We start from the raw sequence: 25,514 nt of genomic DNA, 5'->3' as shown, positions 1-25,514 counted from the left end.
GCGTCGCGCCCGCGGGCGGCGGCACGGACCGGTGCGCGCCGTCGCCGCGCGGGGCGGCCGGCGGGCGGGCCGATGTCACGGTCACCGGGGCGTCAGCCCCGCCCGTGGCGCAGCGCCGGGTGGGCGCCGGCGGCGACGAGGTCGGCGACGGCGGCGCGCGGGTCCTTGCCGGTGACCAGGGACTCGCCGACGAGCACGGCGTCGGCGCCGTCGTTCGCGTACGCGATGAGGTCGTGCGGCCCGCGCACCCCGGACTCGGCGATCTTGACGATGTGGCCGGGGATCTCCGGGGCCACCCGGCCGAAGTTGCCGCGGTCCACCTCGAGGGTCTTGAGGTTCCGCGCGTTCACGCCGATGATCTTCGCCCCGGCGGCCACCGCGCGCTCGGTCTCCTCCTCGTCGTGCACCTCGACCAGCGGCGTGAGCCCGATGGACTCGGCCCGCTCCACCAGCGAGACCAGCGCGTCCTGCTCCAGCGCGGCGACGATCAGCAGCACCAGGTCGGCGCCGTACGCCCGCGCCTCCCAGAGCTGGTACGCCGTGACGACGAAGTCCTTGCGCAGCACCGGCACGTCCACCTTGGCGCGCACGGCCTCCAGGTCCGCCAGCGAGCCGCCGAAGCGGCGCTGCTCGGTGAGGACGCTGATGACGGCGGCGCCGCCCGCCTCGTAGTCCGCGGCGAGCGCGGCCGGGTCGGCGATGGCCGCGAGCGCGCCCTTGGACGGGCTGGAGCGCTTGACCTCGCAGATGACGGTGACGCTGTCGCCGCGCAGCGCGGCCACGCCGTCACGCGCCCGGGGGGCCCTGGCGGCGCGCTCCTTGAGCTCGTCGAGCCCGACCCGGGCCTGCCGCTCGGCGAGGTCCTCGCGCACGCCGTCAATGATCTCGTCGAGCACACTCACGCGAGCGGACCCCTTTCTGCTGGCGCCGGTGCCGGCCGGCGCGGGCGCCGGCCGCCGACGGGCGGCTGTTCGGGTACTGCGATGGTATCCGGCACCGGGCGGAAGCCCCGAATCCGGACCTTCTCCGTCCCACGGGCCGGACGGGTTGCCGCTACGGTCCCAGCACTGCCCCGAACGACAGGTTCCGCAGCAGCGTAAACGCCGCGACCAGCGCGAACAGCGCCGCCCCCGGGCGCGGCACGGAAATCGGGGCCCGGCGGCTGCGCCACCGGGCCGCCGCGCCCGCGCGCCGCGGCCCGCCGCGCGGTGCGGGCGCCGGGCCGGACCTGGCCCCCGCAGGCCGCGGCCGGCGGGGCCGGAACGCCGCGAGCAGCCACCACAGCAGCGCCACGGCGCAGACCGCCGCGCCGGCGACCGCGAGGGCGTTGGCGCCCAGCGCGGCCGCCACCTCGCCGTGGGCGAGCGCGTGTGCGGCACGCAGGCCACCGCAGCCGGGGCAGGCCAGCCCCGTGTACGCCAGGACGGGGCACGGCGGGTAGCGGCCGGGCCCGTTCGGGTCGACGGCGCCGACCACGGCGAAGCCGGCGGTGGCACAGGCCAGCGCGGCGAGCGGGGGCGCGAGCCGCCGCAGCACGGCGCTCGCGGGGGTCCTGTCGGTACGAGCGGACACACCCGGATTGTCCCGGTATCGACGCGGGGACGCATCCGGCGGCGCGCCGCGCGGCCCGCAAAACCGCCCCCGGCCCGGGGCTTCCCGGTCGGGGGCGGAGGGGGGCGCTCGTCAGTCGCCGGCCATGCGCACCGGCGGCACCGGCTTCTTGCCCATGCCCATGCCGCGCATCACGGCGCCGACCACGCCGCCGATGGGGATGATGATCAGGCTCAGCCAGAACAGCAGCGGCTTGTCCATCACCACCAGGGCGCCCGAGACGCAGAACCCGATGAAGATGATGACCACCGCGGTCCATGCGGCCGGCGTGTGTCCGTGGTCGTGGTTCTCCGCCATCACTGCTCCTTGAAACGTGCAACCGCTCATATCACCAGACGCGCCCATTGTCCCCGATCGGCCGTGACCGCCGACGACGGGGGGCGCTCAGCCCTCGCGGGTGGGGTCCTCGCCGCGGTCCAGGGCCTTCCACAGCTCCTCGGGCCGCTCCGGGTCCACGGGTGCGGCCCGCCGCGGGCGGGCCGCGGCGCCGGTCGAGCCGGGGCGCTCGTAGCGCCCGGACATGGCCGGCCAGCCGGACCCGTAGCGCAGCGCGAGCAGCCCGGCGCACAGCAGCAGCACGCCGCCGGCCAGGCTCACCCAGGGCCAGGCGGTGTGGCTCACGGCGTCGACCGCGGCGTCGGTGAGGCCGGCGGCCCTGGCGGCCTGGTCGTCGAGCGCGGCGGTGTCGGAGGCGCCGAGGGCGGAGGCGATGATCACGCCGACGCCGGAGAGCGTGAGGAGCGCGGCGACGACGGTGCGGCCCGCACGGCGGACGGCGAAGACGGCGACGAGCGCGGCGAGTCCGACGATCGCCAGCGCGGACGGCATGCCGGTGACGTCCCGGCCGCCCGCGGTCACGGGCAGCACGGTGTCCCCCACGGGGGTCGGGGCCTCGCCCTCGGCCCAGGTGCGGCCGGCGGCGACGAGGACCACGGCGGCCCCGAGCGCGCCGGAGAGCAGGGCGGCGGCGAGGGGGGTGCGGGAGCCGGGCTGTGGTGTCACCCGGCAAGTGTCTCGCACCTGTCCGGCCCCGTTCAGGCAGGGGGCGCGGGTGGCCGGATCCGCACGCCGGAGCCGCGGGTTTCCGGCCGCACGGGCGGGCTCTGCCGCGTACGGCGGCACCACCGCCGTACGCGCCCTGCCGCGCCGCCGTACGCCCCTACTCCGCTCCTCCCCCGCTTTCCCGCCCCGCGCGCGACAGGTGCCCCGCCGCCGCGACCGCCCGCAGCACCGCCGCCGCCTTGTTGCGGCACTCCTCGTCCTCCGCCGCCGGGTCCGAGTCCGCCACGATCCCCGCGCCCGCCTGCACGTACGCCGTGCCGCCGCGCAGCAGCGCGGTGCGGATCGCGATCGCGGTGTCCGCGTCGCCGGCGAAGTCCAGATATCCGACGCAGCCGCCGTACAGCCCGCGCCGCGTGGGCTCCAGCTCCTCGATGATCTGCAGCGCCCGCGGCTTCGGCGCCCCCGACAGCGTCCCGGCGGGGAAGCAGGCGGTGAGCACGTCGAACGCGGTACGTCCCGGGGCGAGCCGGCCGGTGACCGTGGAGACGATGTGCATGACGTGGCTGTAGCGCTCGACGGACATGAAGTCCACGACCTCGACACTGCCGGGCTCGCAGACCCGGCCGAGGTCGTTGCGCCCGAGGTCGACGAGCATCAGGTGCTCGGCGCGCTCCTTCTCGTCGGCGAGCAACTCCTCGGCCAGCGCCGCGTCCTGCTGCGGGGTGGCGCCCCGCGGGCGCGTACCCGCGATGGGGTGCAGCAGGGCGCGCCCGTCCTCGACCTTGACCAGCGCCTCCGGGCTGGAGCCGACGATGTCGAACCCGCCCCCTCCGCCCGCGGTGCCGGAGCCGCCGGTGTCGGGCAGCCGGATCAGGTACATGTACGGGCTGGGGTTGGTGGCCCGCAGCACGCGGTAGACGTCGAGGGCGCTCGCGGCGCACGGCGTCTCGAACCGCTGCGAGGGCACCACCTGGAACGCCTCCCCCGCCCTGATGCGCTCCTTGATGTCCTCGACGGCGGCCCTGAACTCCGCGCCGCCCCACAGCTCCTCGTACTCCGGCAGCGCGGACGGCGGCAGCGGCGCCGCGCTCGCAGGGGCGGGGCGGGCGAGGTCGGCGGTCATCGCGTCGAGCCGGGCGACCGCGTCGTCGTACGCCTCGTCGACGCCGGTGTCGAGGTCGTTGTGGTTGATCGCGTTGGCGATCAGCAGGACGCTGCCGTCCCAGTGGTCGAGGACGGCGAGGTCGGAGGTGAGCAGCATCGTCATCTCCGGCAGCCGCAGGTCGTCCGCAGTGCTGTCGCCGATGCGCTCCAGCCGCCGCACGGCGTCGTACCCGAGGTAGCCGACCATGCCGCCGGTGAAGGGCGGCAGCGCGTCCCGGCCGTCGGCGCCCACGTGCAGGTCGCGCGGGGTGTGCAGGGCCTCGACGGTGGCGCGCAGGGCGGCGAGCGGGTCGCCTTCCGTGGGCAGCCCGACGGGCGGGGTGCCGAGCCAGTGGGCGCGGCCGTCGCGCTCGGTGAGGGTGGCGGCGCTGCGCACGCCGACGAACGAGTAGCGCGACCACGTGCGGCCGTTCTCCGCGGACTCCAGCAGGAACGTGCCCGGGCGCTCGCCGGCGAGCTTGCGGTACAGCCCCACGGGGGTGTCGCCGTCGGCGAGCAGCCGGCGCACGACGGGGATGACGCGGCGGTCCTTGGCCAGCGTGCGGAACGCCTCCCGGTCCGGGGCGGTCACTCGGCGCCGCCCAGCGCCAGCTCCCGGCCGTCGAAGCAGGTGCGGCTGCCGGTGTGGCAGGCGGGGCCGACCTGGTCGACCCGGACGAGCACGGTGTCGGCGTCGCAGTCGAGCGCGACCGACTTCACGTGCTGCACGTGCCCGGACGTCTCGCCCTTGACCCAGTACTCCTTTCGGCTGCGGCTGTAGTACGTGCCGCGGCCGGTGGTCAGCGTGCGGTGCAGCGCCTCGTCGTCCATCCACGCCAGCATGAGGACTTCGCCGCTGTCGTACTGCTGCACGACGGCGGGCAGCATGCCGTCGGCGTTCCGCTTCAGGCGCGCCGCGACGGCGGGATCGAGGTCGGAGGGCCCCGCGGGCCGGTTGCCGGTCATGGGGCCATTGTGCCAACAGGGACGGACACACCGCGGTGTCGGACGGCGCGACGCGCGCGGCCGGGGATGGCCCCTTCCCGTACATCGGAACGTGTCGATAGGGCATGCTTCGCCCATGACCAACCCACCTCCGGATCCGCCCGAAAGACGCCGCGGGCCGAAGACCGTCACGGCCGTGGCCACCGCGGCCGTGCTCGTCGCCGTGGCGGTCGTCTCCTTCCTCGCGCTGCGCGGCGGCGACGGCGACGGCGGGACGCAGGCGGGCGGCCCGCGGCCGCTGGGCAGCGCGGAGCGGCCGGCGGGTCAGGACAGCCTGGGCGGCAGCGCGGAGACCAAGAGCGCCAGCGCGGGATCGGCGGCGGGCACGGCGGACGCGCGGGGCGATCTGGAGCCGACCGAGTCGCACATCCCGTACGTGGTGCTGCGCACCGGCGAGTGCTTCGACCACCCGTCGCTGGACAGCAGCGTGGAGTCTGTCGAGACCCGCCCGTGCGCGGGCCCGCACGACGGCGAGGTCATCGGCAACCGCACGCTCAGCGGCGACTTCCCGGACGGCGACGCGCTCGACGACCAGGCGCTGGGGCTGTGCCAGCGGGCCGCGGAGGACAAGCTGGACACGATGCCGGCTGACGGGCGGCACTACTTCTACTACGCGCTGTACCCGACGCTGACGACGTACGAGTACCAGAGCCAGGACGAGATCTCCTGCGCGCTGACGCTGAGCACCGAACCCGACGGCCCGAAGCTGACCCAGCCACTGCCGTGACGCCCCCGGCGCGGCCTTGCGTGCCGGGGTGCGGCCCGCGGTCGTAGGGTGGCCGCATGACGACCCATGCGAAGCGTGAACGGCTGCTCCTCGCCGATCTGCTGGAGGGCGCCGGGCCCGAGGCGGCGACGCTGTGCGAGGGCTGGACGACGTACGACCTGGCCGCGCACGTGGTGGTGCGCGAGCGCCGGCAGGACGCGGCCGGCGGGATCCTCTTCAAGCCGTTGCAGAACCGTCTGGAGCGCGTGCAGGCGGAGTTCCGGCAGAAGCCGTACGAGGAGCTGGTGCAGCTCATCCGCAGCGGGCCGCCGCGGTTCTCGCCGTACGCGCTCAAGCAGGTCGACGAGGCCGCGAACGTCGTGGAGTTCTACGTCCACGCCGAGGACGTCCGCCGCGCGCAGCCCGACTACGCGCCGCGCGAGCTGGACCCGGTCTTCTCCGACACGCTGTGGCAGCGCCTGGAGCGCGGCGCCCGGATGATGGGCCGCAAGTCGCCCGTGGGGCTGGTGCTGCGCCGGCCGGACGGGCAGACGGCGGTGGCCCACCGGGGCACGCCGGTGGTCACGGTGACCGGGGAGCCGGCGGAGCTGCTGATGTTCGCCACCGGGCGGCAGGAGTCGGCGAAGGTGGACCTGGAGGGCGACGAGGACGCCGTGGCGCAGGCCCGGTCGGCACCGCTCGGCTTCTGACGCCGGACGGCGGGCAGTTGCGCCGGGCGGCGAGGCGCGGCTCCGCTACGGGGCCGGGGCGCGCGGCGGGTCCGGCAGCGGGCCCGTGCCGGCGCCGCGGCTGCGGCGCGGGGCGCGGGCGCGGGGCAGTTCGGCCCGGCGTACGGCGGGCGCGGAGAGGCAGACGACGGCGCCCAGGCAGCTGAACGCGCCGCAGGCGAGGAAGACCGGCGCGCTCCCCCAGGCTCCGATGGCCGCGCCCACGAGCGGGTAGCACAGCGGCGCGAGTCCCAGTCCCGTCAGGCTGGTGGCCGCGGTGACCCGGCCGAGGTAGGCGGGCGCGGCGGAGGTCTGGATCAGCGCGTACGCCAGTCCCCCGCAGACGCCGCCCGCGAGGCCGCCGAGTCCGCAGGCGGCGACCGCGAAGCCGGCGGAGGGCGCGAGCGCGACCGAGCCGAGCGCGGCGCCGGCGGCGACGAGCGTGGCGATGTGGACGATGCCGGGGCGCGGCAGCCGGCCCGCGACGGCCAGCAGCAGTGCTCCCGCGCCGGCGCCGAGGCCGAACGCGCCGACGAGCCAGCCGAGTCCGGCCGCACCCCAGCCGCGTTCCGCGGCGAGGAGGACGAGGCCGACGTTGAGCGGGCCGTTGAGGCCGAACTCGCTGAGCGCGCCGGAGAGCACGAGCGGCCCGATGAGCGGGTGCCCGCGCACGTAGCGCAGCCCCTCGCGCAACTCCCGCCCCGCGCCCGCCGGATGCGCCTGCTCCGCCTCGCCACCGGTCGGGCCGGGCGCGTCCGGTAGAGGGCGTACGCGCAGCGTGAGCAGCAGCGGCACCGACGCGGCGAACAGCAGCCCCGCCGCCGCGAACGCCGCCGCCGGCCCGCCCAGCACCAGCGCGTACCCGCCGACCGGCGCCGCCGCCGCACCCCCGAGGCGCAGGGCCAGCGCCCGCAGCCCCGCGATGCGGCCCAGTTCCTCCGGCGGCGCGATCCGCGCCGGGAGGGCGCCGACCGCGGGCAGGAACAGCGCGTCGACCACGCCGAACGCCAGCGCCACCGCGACCAGCAGCCACAGCCCGGGGGCGGCGATCCCCACTGCCGCGGCGGCGCCGAGGATGAGGACGCAGCGCACCGCGTCGGCGCCGATGACGACCCGGCGCGGCCCGAACCGGTCGGCGACCACTCCGCCGCCGAGCAGCAGCACCGCGCGCGGCACCGAGCCGACTGCCATCACCACCCCGGTCTCCGCGGGGCCGGCGGCGCGCTGCGCGGCCCAGCCGAGGGCGAGGAAGAACACGCCGTCGCCGAGTACGGAGAGGGCGTACGCGACGAGCCACCGCAGGACGGCGGCGTCGCGGTACGCGGGCATGCGCGCGGCCCCCGGCTCAGGGGCGGAAGGGGAAGCCGTAGAGGTGCAGGGCGACGGTCTCGCGCCCCGCGCCGCCCCCGGCCTCCGCCCCGGCCTCGTCCGCCCCGGCCTCCGCCTCCCGGGCCTCCGCCGCCTCGGCCCGCTCGCGCCACCTGCGGACGAACGCGCCCATCTCCTCCGCCAGCTCCTGCAGTTCGCCGGCGGTCAGCCGCACCGTGTACTCCGAGCTGAACGCGGCCCGCGTCCACTCCCGTCCCCACCCGGCCTGCTGGTCCAGGTAGTTGAGATATGTGCGCGTCCGGGTGGCCAGCAGCTCGCGGGTGACGCCCGTCAGCGCCGCCGTGCCCTCCGGGGTGCCGTCGAAATCCGCGGACCGGAAGCTGAACGACCGCTCCGCCGAGATGCGCCACCAGCGCTCGCGCCCGTCCCGCCCCTGCTCCGCCGCCTCCTCGATGAAGCCGTGCTCGGCGAGCTTGCGCAGGTGGTAACTGACCAGCGACACCGCCTCGCCGGCCTGCTCCGCGAGGTGCGACGCGGTCGCGGTACGGGTCGCGGTGAGCAGCCGGTACAGCTCGATGCGCAACGGGTGGGTGAACGCCTTCAGCTGCGCCAGCTCGGTGATCCGCTCCGGTTCTCTCCCCATGCGGGGACCGTAGATACGAAAGAAGTATTGCGCAATACTTCTTTCGCAATTCGCGGTGACGGAGGCCTACGCGCGGGCCTCCTCCCCGCGCCCGCCCTCCCCGCGCTCGCGGCCGCCGGTGCCGGAGGCGGTGTCGATGCGGTAGCCGACGCCGGGCACCGTGGCGATCAGCCAGGGCTCGCCGAGCCGCTTGCGCAGCGCCGAGACGGTGATGCGCACGGCGTTGGTGAACGGGTCGGCGTTGGCGTCCCAGGCCCGTTCCAGCAGTTCCTCCGCGCTGATCACCCCGCCCTCCGCGGCGACGAGGACGTCGAGCACGGCGAACTGCTTGCGGGTCAGCGCGACGTACCTGCCGTCCCGGTAGACCTCGCGGCGGAACGGGTCGAGCCGCAGCCCCGCGATCTCCCGCACGGGCGGCCGGATGTGGGCGCGCCGGCGGTCGAGCGCGCGCAGCCGCAGCGCCAGCTCGCGGATGTCGAAGGGCTTGGTCAGGTAGTCGTCGGCGCCGAGCCCGAAGCCGGTGGCCTTGTCGTCGAGCCGGTCGGCCGCGGTGAGCATGAGGATCGGCATGCCGCTGCCGGAGTCGACGATGCGCCGGGCGATCTCGTCGCCGGAGGGGCCGGGGACGTCGCGGTCCAGGACGGCGATGTCGTACGAGTTCACGCTCAGCAGTTCCAGGGCGGTGTCCCCGTCGCCCGCGATGTCGCCCGCGATCGCCTCCAGCCGGAGGCCGTCGCGGATGGCCTCCGCCATGAAGGGCTCGTCCTCGACGATCAGCACGCGCATACACCGATGTTACGAGCGGGTGCATATCGTCCGTGTATAGAAAACCGCATACGTACCGGTAACGCCCCTCCTCCTTCACTGGTGGAATGACTCGAACCCGGCGATCGGCGCGGCGTACGGCCCGGCGGATTCGCACCCTTCTGGGCGTCGGCCTGACCGGCCTCGTCGTGGTGGTCGCCGCACCTCTCGGCTACCGGTCGATGCAGACGTCGTCGGACCCCGCCGCCTCGGCCACCCCCGCCTCCTCTGCTCCCCCTGCCTCCCCCGCCCCGTCGGCACCGGCGCCCACGGAATCCGCGCGGCGCGACCGCGGCGGCCCGGCCGGCGAGGCGGACGGCGTCGTCCCCGAAGGCACGACGGTGTTCGACGACGCGGTTCCGGCCGTCGCCGAACTCGACGCCCCTTTCCTCACGGCCCTGCGCGAGGCGGCGACGGACGCCGCGGCCTACGGAGTCGAATTCCGCGTCAACAGCGGCTGGCGTTCTCCCGCGTACCAGGAGCGGCTTCTCCAGGAGGCCGTCGGGAAATACGGGTCGGAAGAAGAAGCCGCCCGGTGGGTGGCCACTCCGCAGACCTCCCCGCACGTGTCGGGCGACGCGGTCGACATCGGCGAAGCCGACGCGCAGATGTGGCTCTTCGAGCACGGCGCCGCGTACGGGCTGTGCCCGGTCTACCGGAACGAGCCCTGGCACTACGAGCTGCGGCCCGACGCGGCCGGCGGCCGCTGCCCGCCCATGTACGCCGACCCCACCGAGGACCCGAGGATGCAGAGTTGAACGAGCGACTTCCCACGATGACGCAGCCGGACCCGGCGGACACCGCTGCCCCCGCTGCCACGGCGGAATCCGCCGGCACCGCCGATGACACCGGCACCGCCGACGCCACCGCCCGCCCGGCCGCCCGCCGCCGCGGCGCCCCGCCCGCCGTCCTCCACCGCGCGGCCCGCGCCCTGCGCAGCCCCGCGCCCTGGCGGCGCGGCCTCGTGCTCGCGGCGCTCGCGCTGCTGCTCGGCCTGCTCATGGCCCTGCACGCGCGGATCCCGGACGGCACCATGAACCTCCGCAGCCTGGTGGAGACCTTCCTGCCGTGGTTCGGCCTCCTCGTCCTCCCGCTGCTCGCCGGGGCGCTGTGGCGCCGCTCGGCGTCCGCGGTGGTCGCGCTGGTGCTGCCGGTCACGGTGTGGCTGAGCCTGTTCGGCGGGCTGCTCACGGACAAGTCCCGGCCGGGCGGCGACCTCACGGTGGCCACCCACAACGTCGGCGCCGCCAACCCCGACCCGGCCGGCACCGCCCGCGACCTGGCCGCCTCCGGCGCGGACCTGCTGGCGCTGCAGGAGATCACGGACGCGGCCCGGCCGGTGTACGAGGCGGAGTTGGCGGAGACGTACCCGTACCGCACCACGCAGGGCACCGTCGGACTGTGGAGCAGGCTGCCGCTGTCGGACACCCGGGCGGTCGATATCGCGATGCACCCGTCCCGCGCGCTGCGCACGACGGTGGCCACCGGGCGGGGCCCGCTGGCGGTGTACGTGGCCCACCTGGGGTCCGTGCGCGTGAACCCCCGCGCGGGCATGTCGACGGCGCAGCGCGACGCCGGGGCGCGGGCCCTCGCGGCGGCCGTCGCCGCGGAGCCGGCCGCGCGTGTGGTGGTGCTCGGCGACCTCAACGGCACGGTCGACGACCGCGCGTTCGACGCTCTCACCGACCGGCTGCGGTCGGTCCAGGAGGAGGCGGGCAACGGCTTCGGCTTCAGCTGGCCGGCGGACTTCCCGGTGGCGCGTATCGACCAGATCCTGGTACGCGGCGTGGAGCCGCGCAGCGCCTGGTCGCTGCCCGCCACCGGCAGCGACCACCTGCCGGTGGCGGCCGGCCTCGCGTGGTGAGCGCCGGGCGCGGGGGACCGTGCGGCGGATAATCCGGTTCCGCGGGATGTGACAGGAAGCTGACACCGCGCGTACAGAAGCATTGACGCGCCACCGCGCCGTTGCCAGACTCCGCGGCCGAGTTCTCCTCGGCGGCCTCCACAGGGGGAGCAGCCCCGTCGGCCGGCCACCGATGCCCGAGCAGCACACCCGATGCGCTGAGGAGTGTTCAGATGCGGTCAGACACCACGCGCAGACAGGCGGTCACCGGCCTCCTCGGCACCGCGGCGGCGCTCGGCGCCGGCGCGGCCGCCGCCGGGCCCGCCGCGGCCCGCTCCGGCGGCGCGGCGGGCTCCGGTTCGTACGCCCGGCTGCTGGCCCGGGCGCTGGTCCGCCGGATGACCCTGGAGGAGAAGGTCGGCCAGCTCTTCGTGGTCGAGGTCGCCGGACAGGACGCGGACGACGTGACCGACGCGGCCGCCGCCGTCAACCAGCGGCGCTACGGCGTCCGCACCCCCGCCGACGTCGTACGCAAGTACCGGCCCGGCGCCGTCATCTACTTCAGCGCCCGCAGCGACGACAACCTCCGCGACGCCCGCCAGATCGCCCGCCTCTCCAACGGCCTCCAGCGCGCCTCGCTCGCGCACCGCCGCGGCGTCCCGCTGATCATCTCCACCGACCAGGAGAGCGGCCTCGTCCAGCGGCTGCCCACCCCGCCCGCCACCGAGCTGCCCGGCAGCATGGCGCTGGGCGCCACCTACTCGACCGCCGACGCCCACCGCGCCGCCGAGATCACCGGGCGGGAGCTGGCGGCGCTGGGCATCAACCAGAACTACGCTCCCGTCGCCGACGTCAACGTCAACCCCGACAACCCCGTCATCGGGCTGCGCTCCTACGGCGCCGACCCGCAGCAGGTCGCGCGCATGGTCGCGGCGGCCGTACGCGGCCAGCGCCGCGGCGGCGTCGCGTCGGCCGCCAAGCACTTCCCCGGCCACGGCGACACGGGCCAGGACAGCCACTACCTGCTGCCGCGCATCGAGCACACCCTGGAGCAGATCCACGAGCTGGACCTGCCGCCGTTCCGGGCCGCGATCGCAGCGGGCCTGGACACCGTGATGACCGCGCACATCCTCGTCCCCGCACTCGACGACGGCGTGCCCGCGACCATGTCGCACCGCATCCTGACCGGGCTGCTCCGCGAGGAGCTGGGCTTCGACGGGCTGATCGTCACGGACGCGCTGGACATGGGCGGCGCCACGTCCCAGTACCCGCCGGAGAGGGCGTCGGTGGCGGCGTTCACGGCGGGCGCGGACATGCTGGTGCTGCCGCCGGAGATGGACGTCGCGTACGGGTCGGTGCTCGCGGCCGTACGGGGCGGTGAGATCGGCGCGCGGCGGCTGGAGGAGTCGGTGGTGCGCATCCTGGCGCGCAAGATCGACGAGGGGCTGTACTTCGGCCCGTTCGTCGACGAGCACCGGGCGGAGCGGATCGTCGGCGACGCCGGGCACGTCGCGGACGCGCGGGCGCTCACCGGGCGGGCGGTGACGCTGGTGAAGAACGACGCCGGGCTGCTGCCGCTGGCCGCCGGGGCGCGGAGGGTGCTGGTCGCCGGCTGGCAGACGACGTCGGCGCCGGCACTCGACCGCCTGGCGACGGCGGTCGGGGCGCGCAGCGGGCAGAGCCCGACGGTGCTGGCGACGGGCGGGACGCCGGCGCAGTCGGTGATCGACGCGGCGGTGGCCGCGGCGCGGACCCACGACCTGGTGCTGGTCGGCGCCAACGCGGCGGCCGGCGCGGAGCCGGTGGCGGAGCGGGGCGCGGCGCAGGCGGCGCTGGTACGGGCGCTGCTGGCGTCGGGGACGCCGGTCGTGGTGGTGGCGGTGCGCAACCCGTACGACGTCCGGCGGTTCCCGGAGGCACCGGCGTACCTGTGCACGTACGGCACCGGGGCGGGGGTGCTGGGGCGGGCGGTCGACGCACTCTACGGCGACCTGCGCCCGACGGGCCGCCTGCCGGTGGCGATCCCGGAACTGGGCGAACCGGGCACGGAGCTGTACCCGCTGGGCCACGGCCTGGAGTACTGAACCACGGGGCTACGGGCGGTGGCCCGCCGGGGCCGTCGGCAGCGCCGCTCTCCGGCACGGCCGGAGCGGCGCCTCCCCCTCAGCCGCCCCGCGGCGGCGCCGCGCCGCCGCCCACCGCGTCGATCAGCAGCCTGCGCAGCTCCCGCGCCGCCCGGGGCGGCGACACGTCGCCCCGGTGCGCCACGGAGATCGTCCGGTGCAGCCCCGGCGCCGCGAACGCCGTCGTCACCAGCCCCGAGCGCTCCGCGACCATGCTCGGCACCACCGCCACCCCGAGCCCGGCCCGTACGAACCCCAGCACCGCGTCCATCTCCCCGCCCTCGACCCCGAACTCCGGCTCGAAGCCCGCCTCCCGGCACGCCGCGACCGTCAGCTCCCGCAGGTCGTACCCGTGCCGGAACATCGCCAGCGGCCGCCCCCGGAGATCCCCGATGCGGATCCCGCCGCCCGCGCCGCCGTTCCCGGTCCCCGTGACCGGCGGTGCGTCCGGGGAGGAGACCACGACCAGTTCCTCCCGCAGCAGCTCCGTCGTCGTCAGCGCCGGCGCCTGCCCCGCCAGCGGCGTGATCACCAGCGCGAGGTCCAGCTCGCCGGCCGCCAGCGTCCGTACGAGGTCCTGCGAGCCGTCCTCGTGCACGTGCAGTTCGATGCCCGGGTAGCGGGCGTGGAACGTGCGCAGCGCGTCCGGCACCAGGCTCGCGCACAGGCTCGGCGTGGCCCCCAGCCGCACCCGCCCCCGCCGCAGCTGCGCGACCTCCTGGACCTCCCGCCGCGCCGTCTCGGTGTCGGCGAGGATCCGCCGTGCCAGCGGCAGCAGCGCCTCCCCGGCGTCGGTGAGCGTGATGTGCCCGCGGGCCCGGTGGAACAGCTCGGCGCCCAGCTCCCGCTCCAGCGCCCGTACGGACTGCGACAGCGACGGCTGCGCCACGTGCTCGCGCTCGGCGGCCCGGGTGAAGTGGCGGGTCTCGGCGACGGCGGCGAAGTAGCGAAGCTGCTGCAGGTGCATGGATCCAGCGTAGCCCGCGATAGCCACCACCTATCGAAAGCAGCGAATTCATGTCTTGGACGGATGCCGCGTGCCCTCCTTACCGTCACAGTCATGGCCCTGACCACGAAGTCGGCGTCGAAGCCCACCGACGGCAAGCGCGCCCCCGGCAAGCCCGCACCCGCGCCGGACCGTCCCAAGCGCTACCCGCCGTCGCTCCCCGCGCTGCTGTGGCACTCCACCGTCGGCAAGAAGACGGTGCTGGCCGTCACCGGTCTGATCATGGTCGGCTACCTCGTGGCCCACCTGGTCGGCAACCTCAAGATCTTCTTCGGCGCGGAGGAGTTCAACAGCTACGGCCACTGGCTGCGCACCCTCGGCGGCCCGGTGCTGCACTACGAGTGGGCGCTGTGGATGATCCGCGTCGTGCTGGTCGCCGCCGTCGTGCTGCACGGCGTGACCGCGTACCAGCTCAGCCGCCGCGACATCGCCGCGCGCCCGGTCGCGTACGTCCACAAGCGCCGGCGCGCGAGCTACGCGACCCGCACGATGCGCTGGGGCGGGGTCATCCTCGGCCTCTTCGTCGTCTGGCACATCCTCGACCTCACGACGCTCACCGTGAACGAGAACGCCGAGACCGGCCACCCGTACGAGAACACCGTCGCCACCTTCTCCACCTGGTACGGCAACACCATCTACATCACCGCGATGGTCGCCCTCGGCCTGCACCTGCGGCACGGCTTCTGGAGCGCGGTGCAGACACTCGGCGCCGCGAGCCCGGCCCGCGAGCGGGCCCTCAGGGTCGTCACCGACACCTCTGCGCTGGTGCTGACCTGCGGCTTCATCTCCATCCCCGTGGCCGTCATGACGGGAGTCGTGAACTGAAGATGTCCCCGACCTACGCGCAGTACACCGAGGGCGAACCCGTCGCCGACGCCGCCGCCCCGCCCGGCGACATCGCCGAGCGCTGGGACCGCCGCCGCTTCACCGCCCGGCTGGTCAACCCCGCCAACCGGCGGCGCTACAAGGTCATCGTCGTCGGTACGGGCCTCGCCGGCGGCGCCGCCGGCGCCACCCTCGCCGAACAGGGCTACCAGGTCGTCCAGTTCTGCTACCAGGACTCCCCGCGCCGCGCCCACTCCATCGCCGCCCAGGGCGGCATCAACGCCGCCAAGAACTACCGCAACGACGGCGACTCCGTGCACCGCCTCTTCTACGACACCGTCAAGGGCGGCGACTTCCGCGCCCGCGAGTCCAACGTGCGCCGCCTCGCGCAGGTCTCGGTCGAGATCATCGACCAGTGCGTCGCGCAGGGCGTGCCCTTCGCCCGCGAGTACGGCGGCCTCCTCGACACCCGCTCCTTCGGCGGCGTCCAGGTCTCGCGGACGTTCTACGCCCGCGGGCAGACCGGGCAGCAGCTCCTCCTCGGCGCGTACCAGGCGCTGTCCCGGCAGATCGAGGCCGGCAACGTCGAGATGCACCCGCGCACCGAGATGCTCGACCTCGTCGTCGTCGACGGCCGGGCCCGCGGCATCGTCGCCCGCGACCTGGTCACCGGCCGCATCGAGACCCACCTCGCCGACGCCGTCGTACTGGCGACCGGCGGCTACGGCAACGTCTTCTACCTCTCCACCAACGCCAAGAACTCCAACGCCACCGCCATCTGGCGGGCCCACCGGCGCGGCGCGTACTTCGCCAACCCCTGCTTCACCCAGATCCACCCCACCTGCATCCCGCGCTCCGGCGACCACCAGTCGAAGCTGACGCTGATGAGCGAGTCGCTGCGCAACGACGGCCGCATCTGGGTGCCCAAGGCGCACGGCGACGGCCGCCCGCCGAACGCCATCCCCGAGGACGAGCGCGACTACTACCTGGAGCGCCTCTACCCCTCCTTCGGCAACCTCGTCCCCCGCGACATCGCCTCGCGCGCGGCGAAGAACGTCTGCGACGAGGGCCGCGGCGTCGGCCCCGGCGGGCAGGGCGTGTACCTCGACTTCGCCGACGCCATCCGGCGGCTGGGGCGGGCGGCGGTCGAGGAGCGGTACGGCAACCTCTTCGAGATGTACGAGCGGATCACGGCGGAGGACCCGTACCAGGTGCCCATGCGCATCTACCCGGCGATCCACTACACGATGGGCGGGCTGTGGGTCGACTACGACCTCCAGACCACCGTCCCCGGCCTCTTCGCCATCGGCGAGGCCAACTTCTCCGACCACGGCGCCAACCGCCTCGGCGCGTCCGCGCTCATGCAGGGCCTGGCCGACGGCTACTTCATCCTCCCCGCCACCATCGGCGACTTCCTCGCCCGCCACCGCCCCGAGGAGGTCTCCCCCGACCACCCGGCGGTCGCGGAGGCCGTGGCGGACACCGAGGACCGCCTCCATCTGCTCCTCTCCGTCGACGGCGACCGCACCCCCGACTCCTTCCACCGCGAGCTGGGCGAACTGCTGTGGGACGAGTGCGGCATGGCCCGTACGGAGCCGGGGCTGCGCAAGGCGCTGGAGCGGATCCCGGCGCTGCGCGAGGAGTTCTGGCGCCGGATCAAGGTGCCGGGCACCGGCACGGAGCTGAACCAGTCGCTGGAGAAGGCCAACCGCATCGCGGACTACCTGGAGCTGGCCGAGCTGATGTGCCTCGACGCGCTGCACCGCGCGGAGTCGTGCGGCGGCCACTTCCGCGAGGAGAGCCAGACCCCGGACGGCGAGGCGGCCCGCGACGACGAGCAGTTCTCGTACGCGGCGGCCTGGGAGTTCACCGCCACCGGCACCGCCCCGGTCCTGCACCGCGAGGACCTCGCATTCGAGTACGTCATCCCGACCCAACGGAGCTATCAGTGAAGGTGACCCTGCGGGTCTGGCGGCAGCCGGGCCCCGACGCGGCCGGCGAGATGGTCTCGTACGAGGTCGAGGACGTCACGCCGGAGATGTCGTTCCTGGAGGTGCTGGACACCCTCAACGAGCGCCTGATCCTCGACGGATCGGAACCGGTCGCCTTCGACCACGACTGCCGCGAGGGCATCTGCGGCGCGTGCGGCGTCGTCATCAACGGGCAGGCGCACGGCCCGGAGCGTACGACGGCGTGCCAGCTGCACATGCGGTCCTTCGCGGACGGCGACGTCATCGACGTCGAGCCGTGGCGGGCGGCGGCGTTCCCGGTGGTGAAGGACCTGGTCGTGGACCGCTCGGCCTTCGACCGCATCATCGGCGCCGGCGGCTACATCACCGCCCCCACGGGCAGCGCCCCCGACGCCCACGCCACCCCGGTCCCCAAGCCGGCGGCGGAGACGGCCTTCGAACACGCGGAGTGCATCGGCTGCGGCGCCTGCGTCGCCGCCTGCCCCAACGGCTCGGCCATGCTGTTCACCGCCGCGAAGGTGGTCCACCTGGGCGCCCTGCCGCAGGGCGCCCCGGAGCGCGAGTCGCGGGTACTGGACATGATCGGCCGGATGGACGACGAGGGCTTCGGCGGCTGCACGAACACCGGCGAATGCGCGGTGGCCTGCCCGAAGGGCATCCCCCTCCAGGCGATCTCGTCGCTGAACCGGGAATTCCTCCGCGCAGCCCGCAAGTCGGCGTAGGGCACTCGGCGTAGGGGGCGGGCCTCACCACGGCGAGGGGAACTGTCCGGCAGCGCTTCGCCCCCGCCGCCCTTACGCGGCTCCCGGGAGTGCAGTCGGGGCGCAGGGCGGCGGGCGGCCGCCCTCGGCACGAGGGAGGCGGCGGCTACTGGCGGGTCAGTTCCTGGGACGTACCGTTCTGCCAGTTGACGGTGACCGTGTCACCCTTCACCGACCAGACCGCGTTCATCGCGCCGAACGCGTTCGGATCGGTCATGTCGAGCGCGTCGCATGAGGTCAGGGCGATGTCACGGTCCGTGGCCACGCCCGTGCACTCCCCGGTCTCTGCGCTGCGGTAAGTCACTTGCGCGGACTTGGACGTCAGCGAGATGTCGCCGGAAACCCAGGTGCCGTCAAGCTCGCCGCCGATAGCGGACAGGCCGCTGTCGTCCGGGGGGTTGGTGTTCGAAGGGGAGGCGACCGAGTCGGGCTTCTTGGCCTCGTTCTCCGGCGAGTCCGGAGAACTTGAGGCCGCGGGTTCCTCCTGGGCTCCCGCGTCCTTGTCGTCGTTACCACAGCCGGTCGACACTAACGCCGCCAGCGCGACGGCCACGGGCAGAGCAAAACGCCACTTCATATGCATGAATCCCCCGATTTCTGGTGAAAACGGAGTGATCTGCGAACGTCGGTTCGGCGCACTCCGTCACCGACAAGCTACCCAGCCCTCGACACGGCAGGCAAGCGCACAGGACAGGGCCAGGAGTCACCGGGCCATGGGCTCAACCACTGCCGTCCCGGCAGGAATACCCAGCACCGCCCCGGCCTCCACCGCTAGCGGCCATACGCCTGTCACCCTTTCCCCGTACCGACACGACCGCCCCGGCTCTGGGCCCTACGCCGCAAGGCCAGTGCACGCGGCGGCGATGGCCGCCGTGTCCCAGTAGAAGGGGCGCACCTCGGCTATCCGGCCGTTCTCGATCCTGACCGTCTGCAGGATCGGAAAGGTCAGCTCCCGCCCGGTGGCCCGCGCCCGGGCCCGTACCTGCGTCAACACCACCGACGTCTCACCGGTGGCGAGGAACCGCTGCTCCAGCATCTCGAACTCCGCCCAGGTCGCGGACATCGCGAGAAAGAACTCCGTCATCCCGTCGTGCCCGCGCCACGTCCCTCCGTAGGGCAACGCCTCCGCCTGGTGCAGGACGACGTCCGGCGCGAAGTACGGCGCGAGCGTGTCGAAGGAGGCTACACCGGGGCCGCCGGCTGCCAGGTACACGGCTTCGGCTTCGTACATGCCGCGGAGCACCGCCGCCGCGTCTGAGGTCTGTGCGGTCGTCATGCGCCCCAGGCTGCCGCCCGGGGTGGGCGCTGTCTGGCAGGAATCCGACGGCAGGTTGGCAAGCCCTCGGGAGGGTTACTTCTTGTAACTGTGCAGTGACCGTACGGCGCTAGGCTCGGGGCACGTCGATGACCCCGACCAGACGAAGGACATGGGGGATTGCACATGTCTGCCAAGCCGCGCGAGCTGCATCCGGACCGTTCCGCCCGCGATCTGTACGGATCGGAGGTCCGCAGGTACCGGAACAACGCCGGGATGTCGCTGGAGGCGTTGTCCGGTGTCGTGATGTACAGCAGGGCCCACCTGTCGCGTATCGAGACGGCGGAGGCGATCCCGCCACCGGACCTGAGCGAGAAACTGGACGCCTGCTTCGGCACGGACGGCCACTTCGGCCGCCTGTACGGCGTCGCACGACACGAAGTACACCCGGACAAGTACAAGCGCCGGATGGAGTTGGAAGCGAGGGCGCGGTGCATCGAGGAGTACTCGGGCCACGTCGTTCCCGGCCTGGTGCAGACGGAGGAGTACGCACGAGCGGTGTTCCGCGTGGCCAACCCGGAGATGGGTGCCGACGACATCGAGGACAAGGTCTCGGCACGCATGAGCCGCCAGCAGATCCTGAAGTCGGCGGCCCCGCCCTACCTCTCGGTGATCCTCGACGAAGCGGTGATCCGGCGCCCGATCGGCGGCCCCGAGGTGATGCACGCCCAACTCGCGAAGCTGCTCCCGCTCACGGACACCCCCCACAACGTCGTACAGGTTCTTCCCTTCGCACACGGAGAACATGGCTTGATGGGCGGGTCGTTGACCCTGCTCACCAGCGACGACACACCGGTGGCCTACGAAGAGGGCATGACGACCGGCCACTTGATCGAGACAACAGAAGGCGCGCGAAAGCGACGCCGGGCATACGATCTGCTCAGGGCCTATGCCCTGTCACCCCGAGACACGGCGGCGGTGATCCGATCCGCAATGGAGGCGCTTCCCCATGAGCACCATCCCTGACCTGTCCCTCACCCGTTGGGTCAAGTCCAGCCACAGCAACGGTGACGGCGGCAACTGCATCGAGTGGGCACCGGACTTCGCCGCAGGCGGCATCGTGCCCGTCCGGGACTCCAAGGACCCGGACGGACCCGCCCTCACCTTCACGACCGACGCCTGGGCCACCTTCATCAAGAACGTGAAGACCGGTGCCTTCCCCACCCCCTAGTACTCCAGCCGTAGATCGTGATCTTGCTGGTGTGGGACGCCGCGGAGATGGCCAGCGTTGATCATCTGGACGAGATCGCCCACACCATCGGCGGCATCCGTCCCTTGCCCGCTTACTCCAGTCCACCGAGGCGGGCGGCTTCCTTCACCTCGCTGAGCTTCGCGGCTGCCGTCGCGGTCCACTCCTGCGGCTGTCCGGCAACACGGAGGGCGTCCTCGATCTCCCTGAGCTTCACGGAGGGCAGCACGCCTGCCCGCTCGACCAGGTCGTCCCGGGACACGGTGGTCAGCCACGTGCAAGGGGTGAAGCCTGGACGCCGGAACGCGAACCGCAGCACGCCTTCGAAGGGCAGTCCTTCCGCGGCGCCCACGGCCACTTCGATGCCCAGACCGCTGATGTCGACGCCCGCCGGAGCGACGACCTGCATCGCCCGGAGCCCGGGCGCCTCGCCTCCCGGCAGCAGCACGACCGGCCGTCGCTCATCGAACTCTACCCACCAGACTTCGCCGTGTTGCATATGTCCTCCAGGCACGAGCTGCGGTGAGGGCGCTGTGAAAACGCAGGTGGCCGCAGGTCACAGCGTAGACCGTGCCCGGTGGCAGGGGTCGTTCGAGAGCCTGATGCGGCGGATCGCGGGCCGCTTCGCGCGACGGGCGAGCGGGCAGGCATGCGCGGTGACCTGCGGCCACCGCCACGTGTGATCATGCTGCTATGGCATCCGGTCGGATCATCTTCCTCAACGGCACCTCCAGCTCGGGGAAGTCGAGCATCGCCAAGGAGCTTCTGGGCATCCTTGACGACGGCGTCTACTTCCACATGGCGGTCGACGGCTTCAACGCGATGCGCACCAAGCGCGAACTCGGGGCGGAGGAACTCGATGCCGCGCTGCGCCGGACCAGGATGGGCTTCCACCGCTCGATCGCGGCCATGGCGGAGGCGGGCAACGACATCGTGGTCGACCATGTGCTGAGCGAGCCGTGGCGGCTGCTCGACTGCCTGGCACTGCTACCGGCCGAGGACGTGCTGTTCGTCGGAGTCCACTGCCCGTTGGACGAGCTGACCCGCCGCGAGCTGACCCGGGGCGACCGCCCTCCGGGCCTCGCGGCGCACCAGTACGACCTGGTCCACAGCCACGGTGACTACGACTTCGAGTGCGACACCAGCGCGGCAAGCCCACGGGAATGCGCGCAGCGGATCAAGGAGTTCCTCCCGCACCGCCCCACGCCCACCGCCTTCACCCGCCTCCGCCGACACCACCTGGCTGACGGCCGGGAACCGCTGACGGCATGAGGCATGCCTACTCGGCCGTTGGCTCGCTCGTGGCGGAAACCTGATCCGTGAGCGCCGAGTAGGCGGCCTCCGCCCTGCGTCCCGGAGCCACGTCACTCGGAGCGTGCGCCAGGAACGCACTCGTCGGACCCTCGAACAGCAGCCTTCCGGCGCTCAGAACCGCAACGTGATCCGACTCCTCCGCCAAGTCCGTGACGTCGTGGGTGGACATCATCACGCGGACATCCGGCCGGAGATCAGTCAGATGAGTCCGGAACTGACGCCTCTGCGTCGGGTCCAGGCCGGCAGTCGGCTCGTCGAGGAGCAGAACCTTTGCCCCGTGGACCATTGCTGACGCGATGCCGATGCGCCGCACCTGGCCGCCGCTCAGCCGGTTCATCTTCACATTCTCTTGCGCGGAAAGCTCCACCCGCGCCAGCGCATCGGAAGCAGACTCCCATGCCGAAGACTTGCTCATCCCCTTCAACCAGCCGACGTAGGCGACCTGCTCTCTGGCCGTAAGTCCCGCCATGACGGGGATGTTCTGGGGCATCCAAGCAACCGTTCTCCGGTATGAGCGGTGCCCGGACGGTACGCCGTCGAGGGCGATCGCGCCCTTCGTCGGCTGCGCAACACCCGCCGCCAAGCGCAGGAGGGTGGACTTCCCCGCGCCGTTCGGGCCGAGGAGAACGGTCACTCCAGGATTGAGTTCATAATCAATGCCCTCAAGCACGAACGAGGACCATCTTCTGTACCTGTACGAGCATTCCGCAATCCGCACAACTCCTCCTAAAGCTTCCCGTGTCGAGCAGCGGCCGTAAAAGCGGCACCGACACAAAAGGTGATCACGGATATCGCGAAGGCGGGTGGATCCAGGCCATCTCTTGCGATGACGGCCCAGACGCGAGGACGGTGCCCGTCGCCATAGCCGATCACCGCAGCCAACAAGACCCAGGCTGCAGGAACCATCGCGGCGGCTTCCCTCGTGAAGACACGCGCTACCAACATCAGTCCGACAAGGAAGGCGGTGTTCCGGCCTGCGGCGAGAGCAGTGGCCGAGTGGTCGAGGGAGTGAACGAATATGCCGATCGACGCCGCCAGGGCAACAGTAAGCGTGATCAGACCCAAGTCCAAGGAAACTATCGGGCGCACCCCGGACGACTCAGCAGACTCCATTCGCGAATCCAAGGCGGCCGCCAAGGCCGCACAAACGGGAATGGGGGCAATGAAGAGAAGCGGCACGCTGCCCCCGCCTCCCATGAGGAACGACGGCAGATCGGCGTATTCTTCACGCAGCGCCCATACGAGGAGCCCGAACAAGGCAAGCGAGCCGGGCATATAGATGTGCGCGCGTCGAGCAGACACCCACAGTCGCATCAGAGGACTTGTCTTTCCCATCTATCGATGCAGGACCTCTGCACCTCGTTCTCGTACCATCGGACCTGGCCACCCGACGGCATCGTCCTCACCTCCTGCAAGTACTGCTCAACTTCGCCGAGAATCTTCTCCCCCTCCCTGAGCGCGGCCGGATTGGCCTCGGCCCGGAACTCCTCTGCGCGGTCGCCTTCACTCTCCGGTAGTCACACGCGGTTTCTGTCCCGCACAGATGCTCGCCACATTCCCACAGGACAACGGTGGGGTGTGGCCCCATTCCTGCACAGCCGAGTACGATCCGTATGTGCCCGCGATCAGCACCGAGACGGCTGCGGTCCACAGCAAGGGTCGAGCCCTCCTGTTTCGAGTCGGCGTGCAAAACAGAACCGCGGCGGCGGCAATTGCCCAGATGAATGCCACCGGAGCAACCACGGACGACGTGGTGGGAAGTTCGCCGAACAAGAGATCCGTCGCATAATGCCCCGAGAGGTGTCGCAACCAGAACGGCTCGTACGACCACGCCGCAGAAACCGCATAGAAGACGGCGACAGAAAGAATCGGCGGCGCAAGATGCGGTGGGGTGATCGTGCCGATACAGAACCCGATCACACAGTGCGCGAGTGAAATCACCAGCGCCATCAGCACAAGGACCATTGATCCTGCGTCAGGTGCCGTTCCTTCTTGCACCAGAGCCATGCACACAGGCACAAGAATCAGAACCCATGCGACCGCGACGACAGGCAGAAGTGACTCCCACGCAATCCTGTAGCGAAAGCGCACGGGGGATAGCTTCCAGACCTGGTCCCGCTTGAGGCGACCCGCTTCCCATGCGGAAAGCCCCGAGGCGACAGCGTAAGACACCGCGTAGAACGACAAGAGTACGGACGAAACAACGTACGGCGCATATTCAGGCTGCCCCGTGGGCGGCTTGAAGTCTTCCTTGAAGCTCTTGAAGAAGTACAGATATATCAACCCGAGGCAGACGGGGACGGCCCAGGTCGCACTGCTCACCCGAAGCCGGGTTCCAAGCTTCACGGCGTAGCTCCGGTGCATAGCTTCGCGTCCTGCGAACTCAAGGCTCCTCCTCGGACTCGACGCGAACGCGAAGCTAATCCGGGCTCCAGAAGCTCATCAAGCGAACTCGCAAATGCACCCATTGCGCCACAAATCGAACCACCTACGGCTCGGCGCGCTCGAAGGCGGTTGGTACGTCGACCTGGTTCAAGTGGAGGAAGCCGCCCCGGGGCAACTGCTGGTCCACGACCTCTACGTCGACATCGTCGTACCCCCGCGCGGTCGGCGCTACGAAGTCCTCGACCTCGACGAACTCGCCGACGCGCTGCGGGACGGCAGCATCGACGCCCTCACCGCCGCCGGAGTTCTGCGCAACACCCAGCGCTTCATCGACAAACACCTTCGTGATCTCGACCGGGAAGCGCCCGGCTCCTGGCCGGACTTCCCGCCGGCAGCCATTCGGGACCTGGTCGAGCTGCCCCCCTTCGGCGTCGGGTGAGGCGGTGCCCCCCGTCGCCCAGCCTCCGGTACCTCCGCGATGATCAGCGTGTGGTCGGCCACCTCGACGTGTCGCGTCGTACGGCACGACGGGACCGCCGTGCTCCCCGGCGATTCCGGGCCGCTCTCCCCGCGCGGCCGGTCACCACGCGGGGGCGAGCGGGGCCGGGGCCGCCAGGGCGGGGAAGTGCGGGACGACCTCCTCGGCCAGCCGGGTGACCGCCTCCGCCGCGCGACGCCGACGGCCACCTCGCCCAGCTCGTCGCGGCGGCGCCGCGGAGGTGACCGCGGGCGGTGTGGACGTCCTCGGTGAACTGGCCTTTACTGCTCCGCATGGATCCGATGAACGCTGCCGTGCTCGGTCCCGGCGGGGTCGGCGGGCTGCTCGCCGGGCTGCTCGCCCGGGCCGGGCACCGGGTGACCTGTCTGGCCGGCGACGCGACCGCCGGCGCCCTCCAGGCCGACGGAATCACCGTCAACAGCAAGCAGTTCGGCGACTTCGCCACCCACGTGGCCGGCGACACCGAACTGCGCGAACCCGTCGACCTGTGCGTCGTCGCCGTGAAGGCCACGGCCTTCGACGCCGCCCTGGAACGGGTGCCCCCCGCGGCGCTCGGCGACGGACTCGTGGTGCCGCTGCTCAACGGCGTCGACCACATGGCCGCGCTGCGCGAGCGCTACCGCCCCGAGCAGGTCGCCGCCGGCACGATCACCGTGGAGTCCACCCGGATCGCGCCCGGGCTGATCGAGCACGGCAGCCCGTTCACCAAGGTCTCGCTCGCCTCCGCCACGGCGCCGCGCGCGCGGCTGGAGGCGGTCGCGCGGGTACTGACCGACGCCGGCGCCGAGGTGCAGGTCCGGGACGACGAGGCGAGCGTCCTGTGGACGAAGATGGCCTTCCTCGCGCCGATGGCCCTGCTCACCACCCGCCACGGCCTGCCCGTCGGCGGCGTACGGACCGAGCACCGGGACGAGATGCTGGCGCTGCTGGCGGAGACGGCCGCGGTCGCGAGCGCGTGCGGGGCACGGGTGGACGCGGCGGCGGTCGCGACGATGTACGACACCTTCCCGGCCCGTACGAAGTCCTCGATGCTCCGCGACGCGGAGGCCGGCCGGCCCCTCGAACTCGACGCGATCGGCGGCGCCCTGCTGCGCGCCGCCGGGGCGCACGGGATCGCGGTGCCGGTGGCGGAGCGGCTGGTCGCGGAGATCGGGGCACGGGCGGGCGCGTAACGCGCCGGGCGCCGCGGCGACCGCGGCGGGGGCCGCCCGGGCGGGCGGCCGACCGGGACAACTGGCACGCGGCGGGGGGCCGCCCCCCCCACCCCGGCCCCCCCCCCCGCGGGCCCCCCCGCCCCGGGCGGGCCCCCCGCC

The 25,514-nt window shown here is 72.8% G+C and carries 29 protein-coding genes; 13 read left to right on the top strand and 16 right to left on the bottom strand.

The window, feature by feature from the left end:
• Window positions 1–92 precede the first annotated feature (92 nt).
• The 6 genes from trpC to hisI all read right to left on the bottom strand — a co-directional run bounded on the left by trpC (window position 93) and on the right by hisI (window position 4,722).
• Complete coding sequence (gene trpC, locus LG396_RS35320; protein ID WP_225797846.1) at window positions 93–902, bottom strand: indole-3-glycerol phosphate synthase TrpC; 810 nt, start codon at window positions 900–902, stop codon at window positions 93–95.
• 151 nt (window positions 903–1,053) lie between these two features.
• Window positions 1,054–1,572 (bottom strand): DUF2752 domain-containing protein, encoded by a 519-nt coding sequence (locus LG396_RS35315; RefSeq protein ID WP_225797845.1) that lies wholly within the window; start codon window positions 1,570–1,572, stop codon window positions 1,054–1,056.
• Window positions 1,573–1,683: 111 nt separating this feature from the next.
• Complete coding sequence (locus tag LG396_RS35310; RefSeq protein ID WP_018852329.1) at window positions 1,684–1,908, bottom strand: HGxxPAAW family protein; 225 nt, start codon at window positions 1,906–1,908, stop codon at window positions 1,684–1,686.
• An 87-nt stretch (window positions 1,909–1,995) separates the two neighbouring features.
• Window positions 1,996–2,613 carry a TIGR02234 family membrane protein gene (locus LG396_RS35305; protein ID WP_225797844.1) on the bottom strand — a complete coding sequence of 206 codons (618 nt, stop codon included), beginning with the start codon at window positions 2,611–2,613 and terminating at the stop codon, window positions 1,996–1,998.
• 157 nt (window positions 2,614–2,770) lie between these two features.
• The gene (locus LG396_RS35300) at window positions 2,771–4,348 is read right to left on the bottom strand and encodes an anthranilate synthase component I (RefSeq protein WP_225797843.1); all 1,578 of its coding nucleotides are present in this window, start codon (window positions 4,346–4,348) and stop codon (window positions 2,771–2,773) included.
• On the bottom strand, window positions 4,345–4,722 hold the full coding sequence (gene hisI, locus LG396_RS35295) for a phosphoribosyl-AMP cyclohydrolase (RefSeq protein ID WP_018835580.1): 378 nt from the start codon (window positions 4,720–4,722) through the stop codon (window positions 4,345–4,347). Before hisI ends, LG396_RS35300 begins: the two co-directional genes overlap by 4 nt.
• Before the next feature lie 115 nt (window positions 4,723–4,837).
• Here hisI and LG396_RS35290 point away from each other — a divergent pair, with 115 nt between their 5' ends.
• Together LG396_RS35290 and LG396_RS35285 are read left to right on the top strand one after the other, a co-directional pair.
• Window positions 4,838–5,488: a hypothetical protein gene (locus LG396_RS35290; protein ID WP_037750782.1), complete on the top strand. Its 651-nt coding sequence runs from the start codon at window positions 4,838–4,840 to the stop codon at window positions 5,486–5,488.
• A gap of 56 nt (window positions 5,489–5,544) precedes the next feature.
• Window positions 5,545–6,177 (top strand): TIGR03085 family metal-binding protein, encoded by a 633-nt coding sequence (locus LG396_RS35285; RefSeq protein WP_037750783.1) that lies wholly within the window; start codon window positions 5,545–5,547, stop codon window positions 6,175–6,177.
• Window positions 6,178–6,222: 45 nt separating this feature from the next.
• On the opposite strand, the gene LG396_RS35280 is transcribed toward LG396_RS35285, so the two are convergent.
• From LG396_RS35280 to LG396_RS35270, 3 genes are all read right to left on the bottom strand, one after another.
• Complete coding sequence (locus LG396_RS35280; RefSeq protein WP_225797842.1) at window positions 6,223–7,524, bottom strand: MFS transporter; 1,302 nt, start codon at window positions 7,522–7,524, stop codon at window positions 6,223–6,225.
• A 16-nt stretch (window positions 7,525–7,540) separates the two neighbouring features.
• A complete protein-coding gene (locus LG396_RS35275; protein ID WP_225797841.1) occupies window positions 7,541–8,167 on the bottom strand; it encodes an ArsR/SmtB family transcription factor in 627 nt (208 codons plus the stop codon).
• 66 nt (window positions 8,168–8,233) lie between these two features.
• Complete coding sequence (locus LG396_RS35270) at window positions 8,234–8,953, bottom strand: response regulator transcription factor (RefSeq protein ID WP_037750789.1); 720 nt, start codon at window positions 8,951–8,953, stop codon at window positions 8,234–8,236.
• 128 nt (window positions 8,954–9,081) lie between these two features.
• Here LG396_RS35270 and LG396_RS35265 point away from each other — a divergent pair, with 128 nt between their 5' ends.
• The 3 genes from LG396_RS35265 to LG396_RS35255 all read left to right on the top strand — a co-directional run bounded on the left by LG396_RS35265 (window position 9,082) and on the right by LG396_RS35255 (window position 12,898).
• Window positions 9,082–9,729, top strand: coding sequence for a M15 family metallopeptidase (locus LG396_RS35265; RefSeq protein WP_225797866.1), 648 nt, complete (start codon window positions 9,082–9,084; stop codon window positions 9,727–9,729).
• 17 nt (window positions 9,730–9,746) lie between these two features.
• A complete protein-coding gene (locus LG396_RS35260) occupies window positions 9,747–10,835 on the top strand; it encodes an endonuclease/exonuclease/phosphatase family protein (RefSeq protein ID WP_225797865.1) in 1,089 nt (362 codons plus the stop codon).
• 212 nt (window positions 10,836–11,047) lie between these two features.
• A complete protein-coding gene (locus LG396_RS35255; RefSeq protein WP_225797840.1) occupies window positions 11,048–12,898 on the top strand; it encodes a glycoside hydrolase family 3 protein in 1,851 nt (616 codons plus the stop codon).
• A 79-nt stretch (window positions 12,899–12,977) separates the two neighbouring features.
• Here LG396_RS35255 and LG396_RS35250 read toward each other — a convergent pair whose 3' ends face one another.
• A complete protein-coding gene (locus LG396_RS35250; RefSeq protein WP_037750795.1) occupies window positions 12,978–13,904 on the bottom strand; it encodes a LysR family transcriptional regulator in 927 nt (308 codons plus the stop codon).
• Between the two features lie 93 nt (window positions 13,905–13,997).
• On the opposite strand from LG396_RS35250, the gene LG396_RS35245 reads away from it, so the two are divergent.
• Genes LG396_RS35245 through LG396_RS35235 form a run of 3 tightly spaced genes read left to right on the top strand, consistent with a single transcriptional unit; the run spans window position 13,998 to window position 17,460 of the window.
• The gene (locus LG396_RS35245; RefSeq protein WP_225797839.1) at window positions 13,998–14,768 is read left to right on the top strand and encodes a succinate dehydrogenase; all 771 of its coding nucleotides are present in this window, start codon (window positions 13,998–14,000) and stop codon (window positions 14,766–14,768) included.
• Window positions 14,769–14,770: 2 nt separating this feature from the next.
• A complete protein-coding gene (locus LG396_RS35240; RefSeq protein WP_225797838.1) occupies window positions 14,771–16,720 on the top strand; it encodes a fumarate reductase/succinate dehydrogenase flavoprotein subunit in 1,950 nt (649 codons plus the stop codon).
• On the top strand, window positions 16,717–17,460 hold the full coding sequence (locus LG396_RS35235) for a succinate dehydrogenase/fumarate reductase iron-sulfur subunit (protein WP_225797837.1): 744 nt from the start codon (window positions 16,717–16,719) through the stop codon (window positions 17,458–17,460). Before LG396_RS35240 ends, LG396_RS35235 begins: the two co-directional genes overlap by 4 nt.
• A 145-nt stretch (window positions 17,461–17,605) precedes the next feature.
• On the opposite strand, the gene LG396_RS35230 is transcribed toward LG396_RS35235, so the two are convergent.
• Window positions 17,606–18,052: a hypothetical protein gene (locus LG396_RS35230; RefSeq protein WP_225797836.1), complete on the bottom strand. Its 447-nt coding sequence runs from the start codon at window positions 18,050–18,052 to the stop codon at window positions 17,606–17,608.
• Between the two features lie 279 nt (window positions 18,053–18,331).
• Entirely contained in the window at window positions 18,332–18,775 is a 444-nt protein-coding gene (locus LG396_RS35225; protein WP_225797835.1) for a nuclear transport factor 2 family protein, read from the bottom strand.
• 165 nt (window positions 18,776–18,940) lie between these two features.
• Here LG396_RS35225 and LG396_RS35220 point away from each other — a divergent pair, with 165 nt between their 5' ends.
• Entirely contained in the window at window positions 18,941–19,780 is an 840-nt protein-coding gene (locus LG396_RS35220) for a helix-turn-helix domain-containing protein (RefSeq protein ID WP_225797834.1), read from the top strand.
• Window positions 19,764–19,985 carry a DUF397 domain-containing protein gene (locus LG396_RS35215; RefSeq protein ID WP_225797833.1) on the top strand — a complete coding sequence of 74 codons (222 nt, stop codon included), beginning with the start codon at window positions 19,764–19,766 and terminating at the stop codon, window positions 19,983–19,985. Before LG396_RS35220 ends, LG396_RS35215 begins: the two co-directional genes overlap by 17 nt.
• Window positions 19,986–20,097: 112 nt before the next feature.
• Here LG396_RS35215 and LG396_RS35210 read toward each other — a convergent pair whose 3' ends face one another.
• Window positions 20,098–20,502, bottom strand: coding sequence for a putative type II toxin-antitoxin system PemK/MazF family toxin (locus tag LG396_RS35210; protein ID WP_225797832.1), 405 nt, complete (start codon window positions 20,500–20,502; stop codon window positions 20,098–20,100).
• A gap of 194 nt (window positions 20,503–20,696) precedes the next feature.
• Between LG396_RS35210 and LG396_RS35205 the strand changes: the two genes are divergently transcribed.
• Window positions 20,697–21,275 carry a chloramphenicol phosphotransferase CPT family protein gene (locus LG396_RS35205; RefSeq protein ID WP_225797831.1) on the top strand — a complete coding sequence of 193 codons (579 nt, stop codon included), beginning with the start codon at window positions 20,697–20,699 and terminating at the stop codon, window positions 21,273–21,275.
• A gap of 7 nt (window positions 21,276–21,282) precedes the next feature.
• On the opposite strand, the gene LG396_RS35200 is transcribed toward LG396_RS35205, so the two are convergent.
• The 3 genes from LG396_RS35200 to LG396_RS35190 all read right to left on the bottom strand — a co-directional run bounded on the left by LG396_RS35200 (window position 21,283) and on the right by LG396_RS35190 (window position 23,663).
• On the bottom strand, window positions 21,283–21,987 hold the full coding sequence (locus LG396_RS35200; RefSeq protein WP_225797830.1) for an ATP-binding cassette domain-containing protein: 705 nt from the start codon (window positions 21,985–21,987) through the stop codon (window positions 21,283–21,285).
• Between the two features lie 56 nt (window positions 21,988–22,043).
• Window positions 22,044–22,631: a hypothetical protein gene (locus LG396_RS35195; protein WP_225797829.1), complete on the bottom strand. Its 588-nt coding sequence runs from the start codon at window positions 22,629–22,631 to the stop codon at window positions 22,044–22,046.
• 189 nt (window positions 22,632–22,820) lie between these two features.
• Window positions 22,821–23,663: a hypothetical protein gene (locus LG396_RS35190; RefSeq protein WP_225797828.1), complete on the bottom strand. Its 843-nt coding sequence runs from the start codon at window positions 23,661–23,663 to the stop codon at window positions 22,821–22,823.
• 121 nt (window positions 23,664–23,784) lie between these two features.
• On the opposite strand from LG396_RS35190, the gene LG396_RS35185 reads away from it, so the two are divergent.
• Together LG396_RS35185 and LG396_RS35180 are read left to right on the top strand one after the other, a co-directional pair.
• Entirely contained in the window at window positions 23,785–24,141 is a 357-nt protein-coding gene (locus LG396_RS35185; protein WP_225797827.1) for a ribonuclease FAU-1 family protein, read from the top strand.
• Between the two features lie 341 nt (window positions 24,142–24,482).
• Window positions 24,483–25,373, top strand: a complete 891-nt coding sequence (locus LG396_RS35180) for a ketopantoate reductase family protein (RefSeq protein WP_018835555.1) — start codon at window positions 24,483–24,485, stop codon at window positions 25,371–25,373.
• Window positions 25,374–25,514 lie beyond the last annotated feature (141 nt).

It is taken from the genome of Streptomyces aculeolatus, from assembly GCF_020400605.1.
Taxonomy (GTDB): Bacteria; Actinomycetota; Actinomycetes; order Streptomycetales; family Streptomycetaceae; genus Streptomyces; species Streptomyces aculeolatus.
Note: the sequence above shows the minus strand (reverse complement) of the source record. Positions and strands in the feature narration are given on the sequence as shown.